The sequence below is a fragment of the Sinisalibacter aestuarii genome (genome assembly GCF_027923545.1).
Lineage (GTDB): Bacteria > Pseudomonadota > Alphaproteobacteria > Rhodobacterales > Rhodobacteraceae > Sinisalibacter > Sinisalibacter aestuarii.
This window is the reverse complement of the sequence record NZ_BROH01000001.1, coordinates 408,331-426,946: the sequence shown is the minus strand read 5'-3', so window position 1 is coordinate 426,946 and position 18,616 is coordinate 408,331. Positions and strand designations below refer to the sequence as shown.

The window sequence follows — 18,616 nt, the reverse complement described above, 5'->3', positions numbered from 1 at the left end:
ATGCGCGTCCTTTCCGTCGCGTCCGAATGCGTGCCGCTGATCAAGACGGGCGGCCTCGCCGATGTGGTCGGCGCGCTCCCCGGTGTGCTCGCCGCACAGGGCGTCGAGATGCGGGTGATGCTGCCTGCCTATGCCGGTATCCTCGACAAGCTCGAAGGCCCGCTCGAAGAAGTCTGGGCCGACTGGAACCTTTACAGCGCCCATGCCCGGCTGCTGAAAGGCAGGCTGGACGGGCTGACCGTGCTCGCCCTCGATGCCCCGCATCTCTATCACCGCGACGGCGGGCCCTATGCCGACACAAACGGCGATTACTGGGACAATCCCGAACGCTTCGCCGCGCTGTGCTGGGCGGCGGCTGCCGTCGCGCGCGAGGGCATGGGTGACGGATGGAAGCCCGATATCCTCCACGCCCATGACTGGCAGGCGGGCCTTGCCCCGGCCTATCTGCGCTACTTCGGCGATGGTGGCGTCAAATCCGTGATCACCATTCACAACATCGCCTTCCAGGGCGTGACCGGCGGCAATCGTCTCGAAGATCTGCACCTGCCCTGGCATGCCTGGCACCCCGACCATGCCGAGTATCACGGCAACATCTCGACGCTGAAAGCCGGTCTCTCTCAGGCCGACGCGATCACCACCGTTTCACCCACCTATGCCGAAGAGCTGATGCGCCCGGAATTCGGGATGGGGCTCGAAGGTGTGATCGCCGCCCGCGCGGACGATCTTCATGGCATCCTCAACGGTGTCGAGGCCGGTACCTGGGCGCCCGAGACCGACACCGCAATCACGCCCTATTCCGCCGACACGTTGAAGGAAAAGACCAAAAACCGCGATGCGTTGCGCGCCGAATTCGGCCTGGACGACATACCGGGCCCGCTGGCGATCGTGGTAAGCCGGCTTACCTGGCAGAAAGGGATCGACCTGCTGATCGAAGCCTTGCCTGCCTTCATCGAAGCGGGCGGCGGCCTGGCGCTTCTCGGATCAGGCGAGCGGCATCTGGAACAGGCCGTGCAGGACGCTGCCAGGCGCTGGCCCGGCCGCGTCGGCGTGAAGATCGGCTATGACGAAGATCTGTCGCACCGGATGTTCGGCGGCGGCGATGCGGTGATCGTGCCATCGCGGTTCGAACCCTGCGGGCTGACGCAGATGTATGGCCTGAAATACGGCACCGTGCCCGTCGTCGCGGCCACCGGCGGCCTCAACGACACCGTGATCGGCGCCACGCCTGCAAGCCTTTCGGCCAACGCGGCCACCGGTATCAGCTTCCACCCGGTCGACACCATCGCGCTCTCCGGCGCTCTCCGGCAGCTCATTGCCCTCTACGGCGACCGCGCGGGGTGGACGCGGCTCGTAAAGCGCGCAATGAAGGCCGAGGTGGGTTGGGAGGGCCCCGCCAAAGCCTATGCCGATCTCTACAGGAGCCTCACCGCGTGACTGAGCCCCGCCCCGCCTTCACGCCCGACCGGGTTTCGCACCTGGAACTCAAGCCGGGCCGGTTCTGGCCGATGGGCGCCACGCCTGACGCCCACGGGGTGAACTTTGCCGTCTTTTCCGCCAATGCCACAAAGATCGAGGTATGCCTGTTCACCGATGACGGGCGCACCGAACTGACCCGCATCGCGCTCCATGAGCGCGACGGCGATGTCTGGCACGGGCATATCTCCGGCATCGGCCCGGGCACGCGCTACGGCCTGCGCGCCCACGGCCCCTACGAGCCGGAAAACGGCCACCGCTTCAACCCCAACAAGCTGCTGATCGACCCCTATGCCCGCCGCATCGACGGCAAGCTGCGCTGGTCTAAGGCGCTGAACGGCTACCATGTCGGCTCGCCGATGGGCGATCTCAGCTTCTCCACCCGCGACAGCGCCTTTGCCATGCCGAAATGCGTCGTCGTCGGGGATGACGGGTTTGACTGGAAGGGCGACAGGCCCCCCAACATTGCCGGCCCCGATACGCTGATCTACGAGGCGCATGTGAAGGGCCTCACCGCGATGCACCCGCAGATCGACCCGTCGAAACGCGGCACCTTCCTCGGCCTCGCCTCCGATCCGATGATCGCACATCTCAAGAGCCTCGGCGTGACGGCGGTCGAGCTTTTGCCCGTGCACAGTTTTGTCGACGATCGCTTTCTCGTCGAACGCGGCCTGCGCAATTACTGGGGTTACAACACAATCGGCTTTTTCGCCCCCGAGGCGCGCTATCTCGACCGGGGCGAGATCAGCGAGTTCAAGGAAATGGTGCGCCGTCTCCATGCCGCCGGGATCGAGGTGATCCTCGACGTGGTCTACAACCACACCGCCGAAGGGGACGGCTTTGGCCCCACCCTCAGCTTCCGCGGCCTCGACAACGCATCCTATTATCGCCTCGCACCGGAAAAGCGCCACTATATCAACGATTGCGGCACCGGAAACGCGCTGGACCTTTCGCATCCGGCGGTGCTGCGGCTGGTGATGGACAGCCTGCGCTACTGGGTCGAGGAATTCCACGTCGACGGGTTCCGCTTCGACCTTGCCGCCGCGCTCACCCGTGGCCCGCACGGGTTCGACAGCGGCTTTCTCGATGCGGTACGGCAGGATCCGGTGCTTGCCCGCGTGAAGCTCATCGCCGAACCCTGGGATGTGGGGCCGGGCGGCTACCGGCTTGGCCAGTTCCCGCATCCGTTCCGCGAATGGAACGACCGCTACCGCGACGACGTGCGCGCCTTCTGGCGCGGCGATGACCATATGCTGCCGGGGATCGCCAAGGCGCTGCTCGGGTCGCCGGAAATCTTCGACAACGGCCGCCGCCCCGCCACCGCCAGCATCAACCTCGTCACCAGCCATGACGGCTTCACCCTGGCCGATCTCGTCTCGTACAGGGAAAAGCACAACGAGGCGAATGGCGAAGGCAACCGCGACGGCCACGCCGCGAATTTCTCCGACAATCTCGGCATCGAGGGCCCGACCAGCGACCCGGTGATCCGCGCCGCCCGTGGCCGCCGCCAGCGCGCCGCGCTGGCGACGCTGTTCTTCAGCCAGGGTATTCCGATGCTGCTGGCGGGCGACGAAATCGGCAGTTCGCAGCGCGGCAACAACAATGCCTATGCGCAGGACAACGAGACAGGCTGGGTCGACTGGAAACACGCCGACGAGGGCCTGCTGTCTTTCACCCGCCGGCTTTCGGCCCTGCGGCAACGCTACAAGGTGCTGAGCCAGCGCAATTTTCTGCATTCCCGCCCGCGCCCGACAGACGGCCTTCCCGACCTGGAATGGTGGCATCCGGAAGGCCGCGCGCCAACCGATGCGGACTGGCACAACCATGTGCAGGCCATCGGCGCCATCGTTCGGGCCTCGGCCGAAACCATCCGCGATTCCGGCGATGAAGAAGTCTTTGCCCTGTTCAACGCCGGACCGGCGCGTGAGGTGATCCTGCCCCCCGGCACCTGGATCCGCGTTCTCGACAGCGCCAATCCGGACGCGCCGGAAAAGCCGGTGGCGGAGACCTACAAGGCCGCCGAGCAAGCGGTTCTGCTCTTCGCCCATCCCGAGACCTGAGGAGAGAGACATGTCGATCCTGACCGTCGCCACCCAGCCAATCGAAGGCCAGAAACCCGGCACCTCCGGCCTGCGCAAGAAAACGCGCGTGTTCATGCAGCCGCATTTCGCCGAAAACTTCGTGCAGGCCATCCTCGATGCGATCGGCGGCGCGGCGGGCAAAACCTTCGTGCTTGGCGGCGACGGGCGCTATTTCTCGCCGCAGGTGGCGCAGGTGATCCTGCGGATGTGCGCGGCTCAGGGCGCCGCCCGCGTGATCGTGGGGCAGAATGCGCTGCTTTCCACCCCCGCCGCCAGCCACCTTATCCGCCTCAACAAGACCGATGGCGGCTTCATCATGTCGGCCAGCCACAATCCCGGCGGGATCGACGAGGATTTCGGGCTGAAATTCAACATGGCGAATGGCGGCCCGGCGCCGGAAAGCGTGACCGACGCGATCTATGAGGCGACCACCACCATCAGCGAATACCGTATCCTTCAGGCGCAGGACGTGGACTTGTCGGCAATCGGCGAGACCGCGCTGGGTGAGATGGCCGTTTCGGTCGTCGATCCGGTGATCGACTACGCCAATCTGATGGAAACGCTCTTCGACTTCCCGAAGTTGCGCGACATGTTCGCCGGCGGCTTCCGGATGCGCTTCGATGCGATGTGCGCCATCACCGGCCCCTACGCCACCGAGATCCTCGAACGCCGCCTGGGTGCCCCCGAAGGCACCGTGGTGAATGGCACGCCGCTGCCGGATTTCGGCGGGATGCATCCCGATCCGAATCCGGTCTGGGCCAGCGATCTGATGGAGGTGATGTTCTCGCCCGATGGCCCCGATTTCGGCGCCGCCTCCGATGGCGACGGCGACCGCAACATGGTGGTGGGCAAGAACATCTATGTCGCGCCCTCCGACAGCCTCGCCGTGCTCGCGGCCAATGCCAACCTTGCCCCGGGATATCGAAGCGGGATCGCGGGAGTGGCCCGCTCCATGCCCACCTCCGCCGCCGCCGACCGGGTGGCCGAGGCGCTGGGCGTGGCGAAATACGAAACACCCACCGGCTGGAAGTTTTTCGGCAACCTGCTCGACGCCGGCAAGGTCACGCTGTGCGGTGAAGAGAGCTTCGGCACCGGCTCCAGCCATGTGCGTGAGAAAGACGGGCTCTGGGCCGTGCTGCTCTGGCTCAACATCCTGGCCGAACGCGGCCAGTCCGTCGCCGGAATCCTCGACGCCCATTGGCGCGACTACGGGCGCAACTATTACTCGCGTCACGATTACGAGGTGCTGCCGGTCGACATGGCAAACGAGATCGTCGACGGGCTGCGCGCCCGTCTGCCCGGGCTGACGGGACAGGAGATCGCCGGCATGACGATCGCCAACGCCGACGATTTCGCCTATACCGATCCGGTCGATGGCTCCGTTTCAAACCGGCAGGGGCTGCGCGTGACCTTCACCGATGGCTCGCGCTTTGTCATCCGCCTCTCGGGAACCGGCACCGAGGGCGCAACGCTGCGCCTCTATCTGGAGCGCTACCTGCCCGGCCCCGACGGGCTGGCGCTCGATGTGCAGGAGGCGCTCGCCCCGGTTATCGCCGCCGCCGAAACGCTGGCGCGGATCAAGGCGATCTCGGGACGCAACGGGCCAAACGTGATCACCTGAAGCACACAGGATTTGACTTCGCGCATCGCCCGGCGCTACCACCTGCCGCGATAAGCGCATTCCGAAAGCGGGTTTCTTGGATCAGGATTTGGCAACATTGGGCGCGGGCCGGGTCGCGGCGATCGTGGTGACCTTTCAGCGCCTGCCGCAGTTGACGGCAACGCTGGAGCGCCTGTTCGCCACCGCGCCGGAGCACCTTGCCCATATCGTCGTGGTCGACAACGCCTCGGCTGACGGCACCGGCGAATGGCTCGCCACACAGGACGACCCGCGCCTGTCCGTCGTGACCCTGCCGCAGAACATGGGCGGCGCGGGCGGGTTCGAAGCCGGGATGCGGTTTGCGGTGGAAACGCTCGATCCCGACTGGCTGCTGGTCATGGATGACGATGCCCGCCCTTCGCCCGGCGCGCTTGAACGGTTCCACGCCGTGCCACGCGGCGGGCATGAGGCCTGGGCGGCAGCGGTGTTCTACCCTTCGGGAAACCTGTGCGAGATGAACCGGCCAACGCGGAATCCGTTCTGGAGCCCGCGTGCCTTTCTCGGCGCACTCCTGTCGGGGCGACAGGGCTTTCACGTCTCCGACACCGACTATGCCAGCGGCTCCGCCAGCCAGATCGACGCCGCCTCTTTCGTCGGCCTTTTCGTCTCACGCGCGGCGGTCGCCAAAGTCGGCTACCCCGATCCGAGCCTGTTCATCTATGCCGACGACGTGCTCTACACTCTCGGCATTCGCAAGGCGGGCGGCACCATCGCCTTCGACCCGACGATGCGCTTCGAGCACGATTGCGAAAGCTCGCAACCGGGCCGCAAGATCTACGATCCGGTCTGGCGCGCCTATTACCATCATCGCAACATCATCTTCGTCTACCGTCAGGCAGCGGGGGTGCTGTTCTGGCCGGTGATGCTGCTCTTCCTCATCCGCTGGACGTTCCTCGCCCGCGATTACGGCGCCAAAGCGCCGGCCTTCCGCACCCTGCTGCGCCGCGCAATCCATGACGGGCTGCGGGGCGACACTTCGGCGAGTCTGGGCGAGGTCAAGGCACTGGCACAAAGCCCCAGCGCATAAGCTCGGCCAGGCTCACTCGTTGTTGATGATGTTCTTGTTGTAGCTGTTCAGAAACAACAGCCCGATGGCAAAAGATCCAAGACCAATTGCCACAACATACATCGGCGACAGGAACTGCGCGTGATAGTAAGGGTATATGCCGGTGCGGAACATGGCAGTGATGTGAATCAATGGATTCCACCACAGAACATCACGCGCGGCATCCGGCAGATCTTCCATGATGTAGAGCACGCCGGATGCGATCATCAGCGGCCGCGTGGCCATTTTCCACAGCGTCGTATAGAGCGGCGACACCCCCATCAGAAAGCAATTCAGCGTGCCGACACCCACGCCCAGCAGCGTGGCAAGCGCAACCGCCTCGATCATTGGCGGGTAATATGGCACGATCCCCGGCGCGAACAGAAAGATGACGCCCCCGATGATCAGGATCATGTTCAGCAGGTTCGTCAGCGTGTTCAGGATGATCCGCGCCAAAAGCGCATCCAGCCAGGTCACCGCCGGGTAAAAGAGGAGCGGCCGTGAAAACGCGATGGCCTTGTTGGTCGCCTTTTCAATTGATTTGTAATGAGAAAATACGAGATAGGCGCTCGCGTAGAACAGCACGAAGCCATTTCCCAGAGACGGCATTCGCACCAGCAGCGAAAAGCCGACCGACAGGATAACGATCATGCCAATCGGTTCCAGGATCGCCCAGATATACCCGCCGGGAGATCGCCCGTACTGCGTTGACATTTCACGCAGAACAAGCGCCAGGATAACACGTGCGGTGGCAAAACTCCGCCGATGCTCGTCGAAAATCGCCTTGGGCGGTTCAAGTGCTGGCGCTATCTGAGACGTAGTGTCTGCGCTATCCATCGACGACACGGTGCACTCCATTTGGCTGGCGTTGCAGCGGTGCATTATGTAGAAGTGCGGCGTCAAGTTCAAACCTGATTGCGAAAGGTGGGCGATTGGCCACTCAACCGAAGAATACGGCCGACGATACCAAACCGGATTCGGCGCAAGCCGCGGACAAAGACGCGGCGAATCCGCCGAATGACGCATCGGCGCAGGGCAAGCCGGGCCGTAACCCGAAGGCTGCGGCCAACGCCCCGCATGTGATCGAGATACGCCCGATGGCGCGCAAGGCGACAATGCGCAAACGCCATTGGGGGCTTTCACTCGGGTTTCTTGTTGTCGTTATCTTGCCGCTGGCGCTGATGGGCTACTACCTGGCCTATCGCACGACCCCGCAATACTCCTCCGTCGCAGGGTTCTCCGTGCGCCAGGAAGAGGGCGCGGGGAGCGCGGACATGCTTGGTGGATTGGCGAGCTTTGTCGGCGGGTCGAGCAGCGGCGAAGCCGACATGCTCTACCAGTACATCCAGAGCCAGGACCTTGTTGCCGCGATCGACAAACAGCTCGACCTGCGCACCCACTACGCCGCGCATTATTCGACCGATCCGGTCTTTGCGCTCAAGCCCGGAGATTCCATCGAGACGCTTCGCGACTACTGGCAGCGGATCGTCCGCGTGAACTACGATAACAACACCGGCCTGATCACCCTCAACGTCGTGGCATTCGATCCCGAGATGGCGCAACGTCTTGCGCAGGAAATCATCTCGCAAAGCCAGATCCTGATAAATGAGCTCAACGCCACCGCGCGCGTCGATACGCTGAAATATGCCGAGCAGGATCTGGAGGATTCCGTTGCCCGCCTGAAAGCGGCGCGCGAGGCGCTGGTTCATTTCCGCACCGAAACGCAAATCGTGGACCCCGAAAGCGATCTGCGCGGCAGGATGGGCGTGTTGAATTCGCTCGAACAACAACTCGCACAGGCAATGATCGACTACGATCTGCTGGCCGAGGATTCTTCGGTGGAGGATCCGCGCGTCACTCAGGCGCTGCGCCGGATCGAGGTTATTCGTGGCCGGATCGACGAAGAGCGCGCCACATTCGCATCCGACGAAACCAATGAAGGCGGCGCCGGTTACCCCACGCTTCTGGCCGAGTATGAAAGCCTGATGGTAGATCGCGAATTTGCGGAGGAAACCTACCGGGCGGCTCTCGTCGCGCTTGACCTCGCCCGCGCGAACGCGGCGCGTCAAAGCCGCTACCTGGCAACATATGTCCGCCCAACCCTGCCCCAGACGGCCGAATACCCGCAGCGGGTGATGATTTTTGGTATCAGCGCGCTGTTTCTGCTGCTTCTGTGGGGCATCCTTTCGCTGATGTACTACGCCGTGCGAGACCGAAAGTAGGCCGCGCGCCATGATCCAGTTTGAGAATATCAGCAAGTCGTTCTGGGTGAATGGCAAGCGCAAGACGGTCATCGGCAATTTCGACCTGACGCTCCCCAGCGGCAAGGCCATTGCCTTGCTTGGCCGGAATGGCGCCGGCAAATCGACGCTGCTTCAGCTCGTCTCGGGGAATTTGCGCCCGGACACCGGCAAGATCTTGTCCGATGGCTCGATTTCCTGGCCGGTTGGCCTTGCTGGCGCCTTTCACAGAGACCTCACCGGAGCGCAGAATGTGCGCTTCCTTGCACGAATCTATGGCGTCGACACCCGGAGTCTGGAGGCCTTCGTTCGGGACTTTGCCGAGCTCGGGCCACACTTCCGTATGCCGTTGCGCAGCTATTCCTCCGGGATGCGCTCGCGCCTGACATTCGGGGCCGCAATGGGCATCAAGTTCGATACCTATCTGATCGACGAAGTCACCGCCGTTGGCGACGCCGTGTTTCGCCAGAAGAGCCGGGCCGTGTTTCGTGAGCGCGTCAAATCGGCCGGCGCGCTCATGGTCAGCCATAACATGGAAGAGCTTCGGACATTCTGCGACGCAGGCATGATCCTGGATCATGGCCATCTGCAATATTTCGAGAATGTCGAAGACGCCATCGAGCAGCACCAGCGCAATATGCGCATGTAGCGCCGCCTCGGTTAACGGACTCTCAAGACACTTTCCCGCATTCGCGGCTTTCTCCCCGGATTCGCCACATTGGCGCGCCCGCCCCCGGCGCAAACGCCCCGCAGGTTGCCTGCGTTGCGATCTTGGGGGGTTGGCAAATGCAGGTATCAGTCCGGGGCACGGTGCAAACCGGGTATGACGCGCTCGACTTCGCGATCACCGATCTGGCGGTGCTGCAAAACGGAAACACGGTCACGGTCTTCGCCACCTCGGGCGCGACGGGCGGAATAACCAGTTTCAATCTGCCGGCCAGCGGCGTCGCCACCTTCTCCGACCATACCTTCTTCAATCCGGCCTGGGCGGCCGGTATCGCCGATCAGATCACGCTGCTGCCAGACGGATATGGTGGCGCCCACGCCGTCTTCGGACGGGTCGGGCCGACATCGCTCGGCGCCATGAGTGTGGGAGCGGACGGCACAATCGGTAGCGTTGTCCAGTTTGGCAACCTCGCCGCCGCGCAGGATAGCCCCGGCGCGCTCACGGCGGCAACGAACGGCACGCTGCTCATCGCCGGCCCCGGCCCTGGCTTCTCGGCATACACCCTGGATGGAGCGGCTTTAACCGCCTACGCTACGGCAACCGAGGACGGCACGGCGCTGATCGATTCCGTCTCTATCCTTGCCCAAACCGATATATCCGGCACGAATATCATCATCGCCGCTTCCGCCACCCAATACGGCATCACCAGCTACCGCGACACCGGCTCGGAGCTGATCCGCGCCGATATCAGTGGCCCGGCGCAGGGGGTGGGAATGATGGTTCCCACCGATCTGGCCATCGCCGGGATTGCCCAGACCGATTATGTCGTCGTCGCCAGCGCGATGGAGGCCAATGGCGCTCTCAGCGTGTTCCGGATCGAAGCCGATGGCAGCCTCACCGCAACCGACCATGTGATCGACACGCGCGATACCCGCTTTGGCGGCGTCCAGAGTGTCGAGGTCGTGCAACATAACGGCGCAACCTGGCTTCTCGCCGGTGGGGGCGATGACGGTGTGTCGCTTTTCGTGCTCCTGCCCACCGGGCAACTCCAGCTGATCGACACAATCGCCGACACCTCCGGCTCCGCGCTCGCCAACGTCTCGGCCATTGGCGGCGCATCGCTTGGCAGCGGCCTGCGCTTTCTCGTCGCCTCCCAATCCGAGGGCGGGGTGACCGATCTGGCCGTCGATCTCGCGGCATTCGGCACGCAGGCCGTTGCTACGGCCAGCGGCGGCACCCTGACGGGCACGCATGGCGATGATATCCTCGTCGGCCTCGACGGCGATGACACGATCACCGGCGCCGCGGGCAACGACATCCTCATCGACGGCGGCGGCAGCGATACGCTTACGGGCGGCACCGGGCGCGATACCTTCGTCCTGCGCGCGGATGGCGCGACCGACACGATCACGGATTTCAACCCGGCCTATGACCGGCTCGATCTCGCCTCGTGGCCGATGTTTCACGATCCGTCCAGCCTGAATATCCTGACCAGATCCTATGGCGCCGATGTGATCTGGCGAGACGAAATCCTGCGCCTGTTCAGCGCCTCGGGTGGTGCTCTCTCGGCAAGTGCGGTGCGCGCATCTGTGGTGCAGGGTGTGAACCGACCGATGGATCTGTCGGCGATGACCTTCCCCGCCGAACCGGAACCTGACCCCGAGCCGGACCCCGAGCCCGAGCCGGACCCCGAGCCTGATCCCGAACCCGAACCCGAGCCGGAACCCGAGCCGGAACCGCAGCCCCACCCGGGTGCGGTCACCGGCACCACCGACAACGACACGATGCAGGGCACGGACGGCCACGACGAACTCGACGGCAGCACCGGCGATGACACATTACGCGGCCGCAATGGCAACGACACGCTCTGGGGCGGGATCGGTAACGATCGGCTTTACGGCGATAACGGGCGCGATACGCTCCACGGTGGCGACGGCGATGACCTTCTCTCAGGCGGAGGCTGGAGCGATATGCTCTACGGCGGCGCCGGCAACGATTGGCTGTCCGGCGACTGGGGGGATGACGTGCTGCATGGCGGCGACGGTGCGGACCTTCTCTCCGGTGGCGAAGGCAACGACACGTTGTTTGGCGATGCCGGAAACGACACGCTGCAGGGCGGCAACGGAAATGACCGGCTGGAGGGCGGTGAGGGCGACGACCTGCTCTATGGCGAAGCCGGGACCGACCTGCTCCGCGGAGGCCCCGGCGATGATCGCCTGTATGGCGGCCCGGGCACGGACAGCCTCTATGGCGAGGACGGGAACGATTACCTCTACGCCACCGGCGGACAAAACAACCGGCTCTATGGCGGCGAGGGAAATGACGCGCTCTATGGCGGGCCAAAAAACGACCGGCTCTACGGCGATGGTGGAGACGACCGTATCGCAGCCCGACGCGGCAATGATCAGGCCTGGGGCGGTGACGGAAATGATCTCATGTTTGGGGCGCAGGGGCGCGACAGATTCTATGGCGGCGATGGCGACGACCACATCGCCGGGCAAAAACACGGCGATCTGCTGGTTGGCGGAAACGGCGATGACAGGCTTATCGGCGCCAGCGGCTTTGATCGCCTCTTCGGCAACGACGGCAACGACTATCTGAATGGAGGGGTGCATAACGACCTGCTCCAAGGCGGGGCCGGCGATGACATTCTGATCGGCGGAGCGGGGAACGATCGGCTCTACGGCGGCGATGGTGCCGACGAGTTCTACTTCGCGCGAAAGACCGGCAAGGATCGGATCTACGATTTCGTCACCGGTGAGGACGAATTCCACCTCTCCGGCGTGCCCCCGAAGCAAATCAAGTTCAAAGACACCAAGCTCGGTCTGGATGTCACCTGGAAGGGCGGCGGCGTAATCCTCATCGGCTTTGACAAACCCGATTTCGACATCGGCTGGATCGACTTTGGATGATCCGCTCTCCGGCGGGCATGCCTTTGCACGGGCGACATGACGTGGCATAGACCGTGCAAACCGACGGCAAGGGCATGCAGGCATGAAAGCGATCATCCATATCGGCCACCACAAGACCGGGACGACCTCGCTCCAGTCCTTCCTCGCCGTCAATTGGAAACGGTTGCTCGAAAACGGCATTCTGAGCCCCTGGGTCGAGTTTCAGGGCGCCGCCTGGGCAGCGGCGCAACTGGTGCGCGCAGACGAGGTCGAGCCGGATTTTCTGCCTGCCAACATCCGCGAGCCGCACAATGCGCTCGCGTTCAGGATGCTGGCCACCGCAAATCCAGAGCGCAAGGTTCCGGCCCATCACGCGAAATTGCCGGCCCTGCCCCAGATGCTGCACGCCATTTCCAGTCAGCTCGCCTCGCTTGAACCCGAGGCGGCGATATTCGTTTCCGAAGTGATGTCGCATTTCGGGCTCGACGCGCCTGAGCTCATCGACCACTTCGCACATGTGCTGAGCGGGGCCGATTTCGGCCTGCACGTCACGCTTCGGCGTCCGGACGATCAGATCGTTGCATGGTACGGGCAGCAATTGTGGTTTGGCATGCCGGTCTCCACCCTGTCCGACCCTTCGGGACAAGACCCGTTCCAGGGCGCGCATTTCGACTATCGCGGTGTGATCGAGCCATGGCTGGAACGGCTGCCCAACGTCACGCCGCAGATCCGCGCCCATGCCGATATGATGGCGGCCGGTGGGTCGATTCCCGATTTTTTCACGCAATCGGGCCTCACCCTGCCGGATGCGGCCATTGATGTAGCGGCCATGAATCCGAGCCTGCCGCGCGCGTTCTTCCCGCTGATGCAAAAGGTCAACGCCAACGTGCCCCGCCCGGCGGCCCGCACGCTGGGCCATGATCTTGCGGCAATCGCGGATAGGCTCGATCTTCCCGCGCCCGGCGATATCGAGTTCTTCGGCGATGAACGGCGCGCCGAGCTGGCCGCGCGCTTTGCGCCGGTCGACGGCTGGCTTACGGGCGTCCTGGGCAAACCGTTGTTCGACGATATCCATGCCATCGGCACGCCGCGCCCTGTAAGTGAAGCCGAGGCGCTGGATCACGTGCTGGCCGCGTTGACCGAGGCGGATATCGCCAGCTTCACCAACCCGGATGTGCGCGACTACGTGACCACGCTGAAGGCCGGCCTCTGATCCTCAGACCGCCGCCAGATCGAGGGCGCCACGGTCTTTCAGGGTTTTCAGGACAATGTCCGATCTCACCTGACTGACCAGCGGGTGGGGCAAGAGCTGCCCATGGACGAACTCGGCAAACGCCTCCAGATCGCGCACGCGGATATCCAGAATATAATCGGCATCGCCCGACACCGAGAAGGCCGAAGCCACTTCCGGCGACGCCCGGACGAAAGCGCCGAAGTCGCCATCCGATCCGCGCCCGTGATCCTTCAGGTTCACCCGCACCACCGCGCGCAACCCAAAGCCCAGCTTTCCGGCGTTGAGCCGCGCGGCATAGCCTTCGATCAGCCCCGCCGCCTCCAGCGCGGAACGGCGGCGCGAACATTGCGACGCAGAGAGGTGCACCACCTCCGCCAATGCAGCATTGGTCATCGCCCCGTCGCGCTGCAATGCATCAAGAATCGCACGGTCAAAGCTATCTATGCGCATATCGTGCACCTCTTTGCATATCTGCCGTCATCCGATGCAAACCTGCGACGGAATGACGCAACAATGCAAGCCCCATGCATCGCCAATCGGTCATCCTTGGACACATCCCAGCGAACAGGAGGATCACATGGGCCCGTTTCCGCATAACGCCGCCAAGGCCGAGATTTCCGAAGAAAACCCCGCCGGCACCGATGGCTTCGAATTCGTCGAATTTGCCCATCCGGAGCCGGAAAAGCTCGACCTCACCTTCCGCCAGATGGGCTTCGTGCCGGTCGCACAGCACCGCACGAAAAACATCACCCTCTACCGTCAGGGCGACATCAACTACCTGCTGAACGCCGAGCCCGGCAGCCATGCCGCCGACTTCATCGAAGCGCATGGCCCCTGCGCCCCGGCAATGGCCTGGCGCGTGGTCGACGCGCAGGTGGCGCTGAAACGCGCGCTCGATCTGGGTGCGACGGAATATACCGGCCCCGGCAAGTCGCTCGATGTGCCCGCCGTGATCGGCATCGGCGGCTCGCTGCTCTATTTCGTCGACACCTATGGCGAGGCCGGCAGCCCCTATAAAGCCGAGTTCGACTGGCTCGGCGAGGCCGATCCGCGCCCCGAGGGCTTCGGCTTCTACTACCTCGACCACCTCACCCACAACGTGATCCGCGGCAATATGGACACCTGGTACAAGTTCTATGCCGAGACCTTCAATTTCCGCGAGACCAACTTCTTCGACATTCAGGGCAAGATGACCGGCCTCGTCAGCCGTGCGCTCACCTCGCCCGACGGCAAGATCCGCATCCCGATCAATGAATCGACCGACGACAAGAGCCAGATCGAGGAATATCTGCGCCGCTACAAGGGCGAGGGCATCCAGCATATCGCCATCGGCACCGAGGATATTTATGGCGGCACCGACCGGATCGCCGAGGCCGGGATGCGCTACATGCCGCCGCCGCCGGAAACCTATTACGAGATGAGCCAGACCCGTGTGATCGGCCATGACGAGCCCATCGAAGCGATGAAGAAGCACGGCATCCTGATCGACGGCGAAGGCGTGGTCGGCGGTGGCGAAACCAAGGTGCTGTTGCAGATCTTCTCGAAAACCGTGATCGGGCCGATCTTCTTCGAGTTCATCCAGCGCAAGGGCGATGAAGGCTTCGGAAATGGCAATTTCCGTGCGCTGTTCGAGTCGATCGAGGAAGACCAGATCCGCCGCGGTGTGCTGAAAGTGGAAGCGGCAGAATAGGCTCTATTCCGCCAGAAAAGCCCGGATCGCAGCCAGAGTTGCCTCAGGCTGATCCCACAAGACCTCGTGCCCGGCTCCGTCGATGATTTCGAGCCGGGCATTGGCGAAACGCGCCGCATGTTTCGCCTGAAGGTCCGGGCCAATCCATGTATCGCAGGACCCGGCAAGGAACAGAACGGGGCGATCAAACGCCGCGCCCAGCGCGAGCCGGTCAAGCTCTTCCGGCGGCGTGGCGCCGGCGAGACGGCTTGCCAGAGACCCGAAGCGCCAGCTCGGCGCGTCGTAGGGTTCGCCCGGGCAATGATAGGGATTGTCCGGATCGTTGGCGAAGGCATGAACCATCTGACCCATCAGGTGGTCATCGCCCGCGCTCGGGTCGGGCCCGTCCACATGCATCGCTTCAAACCCGGCCACCAATCCCGTCCACGCAAAGCGCGGCGACAGCATGATCGCGCGGCTTTGTTTGGCCCAATCGGCCATCTCAGCGGAATCCAGAAAGCCCAGCTCGATCAGCACGGCCCGGCTCACCCGGTCCGGCGCATGTCCGAGAAACGCACTCGCCAGCATCGCCCCCCAACTGTGACCGATCAGCGTGACGGGCGCGGCAGGCGAGACCCGTTCGATGAGTCCATCGAGTTCGGCAAGGTAGCCGTCCAGCGTAAGCGCTTCGGAAGGCACACGCTGCGAAAGCCCGGCGCCGCGTTGATCGTAGAACACGACGCGATGGGTGCCGGACAGCGCGTCGAACCCTTCAAGCGAATGAAAGTCGCCGCCCGGGCCACCATGCAGAACCACGATCACCGGCGCGTCCTGCGGCCCCACGATGCGAACGTGAAGCCCGACGCCATCTACTTCAAGCCGGTCGAGACCGGGATCGTCCGACACCGTTGCGGGAACCGTGTAGACGCCGGATGTGCTGAAATAGAGACTGATTCCAGCCAGAACCGTAACACCCACAATCACCGCAACCCCAACGAGGATAAACCTGATCAGACGCATCCTTGCCTCCTGTCGGACAAATGCCGGGGCCGCCCTGGCAGCCCCGGCCTGTGATGTTTCAGCTCAGCCCCGGTCGCGAAGCAGCGCGATGCCAACCCAGACGAACCAGACGATATAACCAAGCCCGAAGATCGCACCCGCCGTATCGCCCAGACCCGGCAGCACGGTCAGCAGGCCCGAGACGCCGATCACAAGGCTGAGCCAGCCCAACCAGCGCGACATCATGCCAGTCGTCAAAACCGCGGCGCCGACGAGGATGGCCCAGACGCCGCCGGCAATCTCATTGCCGCCGCCAAGCCCGTTCTCCACCATGAGGATGATCTCCCACATCCGCACGGCTTCCTCCGGGTCGGTGGCATAGCGCGAGGCGACCTCGGCCAGCCCGACATTGGCCACCATCCCGGCGCCAACCACCAGCGTTGCCCAGAGCGCGCCAAAGGTCAGCACCACCTGCGCCAGCCCCGGCGCCGCCGGGCGGAACTTGTGCCAGAGCGCCACCGCGAGGAGCGCCAGCGCCAACCCGTTGACCACATAGATGGCGAGGTTCCACACCGTCATCAGCCCGGTATTCTCCACGAGAAAGGCCACGATCTGCGCGGGATCGGCCCCATCGGAGCCATAGCCTGACGAGGCCAGGACCGTGGTGAGCAAGGCAAAGCCGAAAATATACGTCGCGGCATCGAGAAGGGCGGCCGCGGCACCCCATCTGGTCAGAGAAATCATTGTGTCAATCCTGTTCCGGTGCGGCCTGTGCCGCCAATGTTTCGATGTGGCAGCAATAAGCACAGGTTGCCTGTTTCAATATGACCGGCCGTAACAGAGCATTGTCCGCCGGTTACAAATGCGGCTAGCCTGCGCCAAACGCGCGAGGGAAATCAATGAAAACACCGAGTGTTTCGGCAGGTTTGGCCCGATCATTCGTCGATTATGCCGCCCGGCGCGGCGCGGATGGGGCGGCGCTGATGGCGCAGGTGGGGCTTTGCGAAGCCGATCTCGCCGATCAGGACGCCCGCGTGCCGCTCGCGATCTACAAGGAGATCGTTCGCCGCGCCAAGCTCGCCACCGGCGACCCGGCCTTCGTGCTCAACCACGCGATCGACACACAGCTTGAGGACATATCGGTCGTCGGGCTGATCGTGCATACATCGAAGTCGATGGCCGACAGCATGGAGCAGCTCAACCGGTATTCGCGTCTGATGGTCGAAGTCGACGTGATGGAAACCGGCGAGCGTTTCAGCATCCAGCCCGGCCCCGAGGGCGTCTGGATCGTCGATAACCGGCCCGATCCCAACAGCTTTCCCGAACTCACCGAAGCCGCATTTGGCCGGTTCGAGAGTGAATTTCGCCGTGAATTCCCCGATCGCCCCTTTGCCAGAGCCATCGAAGTCACCCACCCGGCGCCAAGCTATGCCGACGATTATGAGCGTATCCTGCGCTGCCCCGTCACCTTTGGCGCAACCCGCAATGCCCTGCTCATCGCACCGGAATGGCTGGTGCAGGAATTCGACGAACATTCCGACTACGTCTTCGGCATCTTCGCCGAAAAAGCCGATGCGCTGCTGGCCGAACTGGAAACCTCCGGCACCCTGCGGGCACGGATCGAAGCCTTGCTGATGCCGGTCCTGCACAAAGGCGAGGTCTCGGTCGAGAGCATCGCCGGCGCGCTGGGGATGAGCCGGCAAACGCTTTATCGGCGCCTGAAGGAAGAAGGCGTGACCTTTGCCGGAATCCTGAACGATCTGCGCTGCCGCATGGCCTCGGACTACCTCGCGGCGCGCAAGGTCTCGGTCAATGAAACCGCCTATCTCGTCGGCTTCTCCGAAGCGTCATCCTTCGTGCGCGCGTTCAAAAGATGGACGGGACAGACACCGGCGGAATACCGGGCTGCGGCAGGTTAGAGCCTGAAGCTGGGCAGGCTGTGCAAGGCATCGCGCAGCGCGTCGCCCCAGCCCCGGCTGATCGCCTCGTAATACGGATCATCGGCGGCGATCCGGCCCTGTCGACCGAGCCTGAAACTGTCGACCTCATAGAGATGGTAGTCGAACGGCAGGCCGACCGTCAGATTGGCTTTCACTGTCGAGTCGAAGCTCACCAGCAGGAGCTTCACCGCATCCTCGAAGCTCATATCCGGCTCGTAGGCGCGCACGAGGATCGGGCGGCCATATTTCGTCTCGCCGATCTGGAAAAAGGGCGTGTCCTTGCCCGCCTCGATGAAATTGCCTTCCGGGTAGATCATGAACATGCGCGGCGGGCTGCCGGCGATCTGGCCGCCAAGGATCAGCGTGGCGTGAAACGTGCTGTCGGCCCGCTGGCCGCCTTCGGCGTGTTCCTCGATCACTTCGCGCAGCGTATCGGCGACCATCCGGGCGACCTGAAACATCGACGGCGCCCCGAGGATCGACGGATCGCGCAGCTCGCGCGCCTTGGTGCGCTCATCGAGCAGCGAGACCACGGCCTGCGTGGTGGCGAGGTTGCCCGCGCTCATCAGGGTCAGCACCCGGTCGCTCGGCACTTCCCAGCTCGTCATCTTGCGGAAGGTCGAGATGTTATCGACGCCCGCATTGGTGCGGGTGTCGGACATGAACACGAGCCCCCTGTCGAGGACCATTCCCACGCAATAGGTCATGCCTGCCTCT

General features: G+C 63.6%; 15 protein-coding genes. 10 read left to right on the top strand and 5 right to left on the bottom strand.

The annotated features are described in order from the left end of the window. The 4 genes from glgA (at position 1) to QMG28_RS02145 (ending at position 6,241) form a co-directional block, all read left to right on the top strand. Complete coding sequence (glgA, locus tag QMG28_RS02160) at positions 1 to 1,434, top strand: glycogen synthase GlgA (RefSeq protein ID WP_281840523.1); 1,434 nt, start codon at positions 1 to 3, stop codon at positions 1,432 to 1,434. After that, on the top strand, positions 1,431 to 3,533 hold the full coding sequence (glgX, locus tag QMG28_RS02155; RefSeq protein ID WP_281840522.1) for a glycogen debranching protein GlgX: 2,103 nt from the start codon (positions 1,431 to 1,433) through the stop codon (positions 3,531 to 3,533). Before glgA ends, glgX begins: the two co-directional genes overlap by 4 nt. Before the next feature lie 10 nt (positions 3,534 to 3,543). After that, positions 3,544 to 5,175 (top strand): alpha-D-glucose phosphate-specific phosphoglucomutase, encoded by a 1,632-nt coding sequence (locus QMG28_RS02150; RefSeq protein ID WP_281840521.1) that lies wholly within the window; start codon positions 3,544 to 3,546, stop codon positions 5,173 to 5,175. A 76-nt stretch (positions 5,176 to 5,251) separates the two neighbouring features. Then, positions 5,252 to 6,241 (top strand): glycosyltransferase, encoded by a 990-nt coding sequence (locus tag QMG28_RS02145; RefSeq protein WP_281840520.1) that lies wholly within the window; start codon positions 5,252 to 5,254, stop codon positions 6,239 to 6,241. Between the two features lie 12 nt (positions 6,242 to 6,253). On the opposite strand, the gene QMG28_RS02140 is transcribed toward QMG28_RS02145, so the two are convergent. Further along, the gene (locus QMG28_RS02140) at positions 6,254 to 7,141 is read right to left on the bottom strand and encodes an ABC transporter permease (protein WP_281840519.1); all 888 of its coding nucleotides are present in this window, start codon (positions 7,139 to 7,141) and stop codon (positions 6,254 to 6,256) included. A 50-nt stretch (positions 7,142 to 7,191) separates the two neighbouring features. On the opposite strand from QMG28_RS02140, the gene QMG28_RS02135 reads away from it, so the two are divergent. The 4 genes from QMG28_RS02135 to QMG28_RS02120 all read left to right on the top strand — a co-directional run bounded on the left by QMG28_RS02135 (position 7,192) and on the right by QMG28_RS02120 (position 13,270). Next, complete coding sequence (locus QMG28_RS02135; RefSeq protein ID WP_281840518.1) at positions 7,192 to 8,481, top strand: KpsE/RkpR family capsule polysaccharide export protein; 1,290 nt, start codon at positions 7,192 to 7,194, stop codon at positions 8,479 to 8,481. A gap of 10 nt (positions 8,482 to 8,491) precedes the next feature. Beyond that, positions 8,492 to 9,148 (top strand): ABC transporter ATP-binding protein, encoded by a 657-nt coding sequence (locus QMG28_RS02130; RefSeq protein WP_281840517.1) that lies wholly within the window; start codon positions 8,492 to 8,494, stop codon positions 9,146 to 9,148. A gap of 137 nt (positions 9,149 to 9,285) precedes the next feature. Continuing rightward, positions 9,286 to 12,078: a calcium-binding protein gene (locus tag QMG28_RS02125; RefSeq protein WP_281840516.1), complete on the top strand. Its 2,793-nt coding sequence runs from the start codon at positions 9,286 to 9,288 to the stop codon at positions 12,076 to 12,078. Positions 12,079 to 12,160: 82 nt separating this feature from the next. Beyond that, a complete protein-coding gene (locus tag QMG28_RS02120) occupies positions 12,161 to 13,270 on the top strand; it encodes a hypothetical protein (RefSeq protein WP_281840515.1) in 1,110 nt (369 codons plus the stop codon). Between the two features lie 3 nt (positions 13,271 to 13,273). Here QMG28_RS02120 and QMG28_RS02115 read toward each other — a convergent pair whose 3' ends face one another. Beyond that, on the bottom strand, positions 13,274 to 13,741 hold the full coding sequence (locus QMG28_RS02115; RefSeq protein WP_281840514.1) for an Lrp/AsnC family transcriptional regulator: 468 nt from the start codon (positions 13,739 to 13,741) through the stop codon (positions 13,274 to 13,276). Between the two features lie 127 nt (positions 13,742 to 13,868). Between QMG28_RS02115 and hppD the strand changes: the two genes are divergently transcribed. After that, positions 13,869 to 14,981 carry a 4-hydroxyphenylpyruvate dioxygenase gene (hppD, locus tag QMG28_RS02110; protein ID WP_281840513.1) on the top strand — a complete coding sequence of 371 codons (1,113 nt, stop codon included), beginning with the start codon at positions 13,869 to 13,871 and terminating at the stop codon, positions 14,979 to 14,981. Between the two features lie 3 nt (positions 14,982 to 14,984). Here the strand turns inward: hppD and QMG28_RS02105 are convergent, their stop codons facing one another. Together QMG28_RS02105 and QMG28_RS02100 are read right to left on the bottom strand one after the other, a co-directional pair. Continuing rightward, positions 14,985 to 15,980, bottom strand: coding sequence for an alpha/beta fold hydrolase (locus QMG28_RS02105; protein ID WP_281840512.1), 996 nt, complete (start codon positions 15,978 to 15,980; stop codon positions 14,985 to 14,987). A 63-nt stretch (positions 15,981 to 16,043) separates the two neighbouring features. Continuing rightward, positions 16,044 to 16,703: a DUF4386 family protein gene (locus QMG28_RS02100; RefSeq protein WP_281840511.1), complete on the bottom strand. Its 660-nt coding sequence runs from the start codon at positions 16,701 to 16,703 to the stop codon at positions 16,044 to 16,046. A 155-nt stretch (positions 16,704 to 16,858) separates the two neighbouring features. Between QMG28_RS02100 and QMG28_RS02095 the strand changes: the two genes are divergently transcribed. Then, positions 16,859 to 17,878, top strand: coding sequence for an AraC family transcriptional regulator (locus QMG28_RS02095; protein ID WP_281840510.1), 1,020 nt, complete (start codon positions 16,859 to 16,861; stop codon positions 17,876 to 17,878). Here the strand turns inward: QMG28_RS02095 and QMG28_RS02090 are convergent. After that, positions 17,875 to 18,606 (bottom strand): proteasome-type protease, encoded by a 732-nt coding sequence (locus tag QMG28_RS02090; protein WP_281840509.1) that lies wholly within the window; start codon positions 18,604 to 18,606, stop codon positions 17,875 to 17,877. The two genes, QMG28_RS02095 and QMG28_RS02090, sit on opposite strands and share 4 nt — an antisense overlap. Positions 18,607 to 18,616 lie beyond the last annotated feature (10 nt).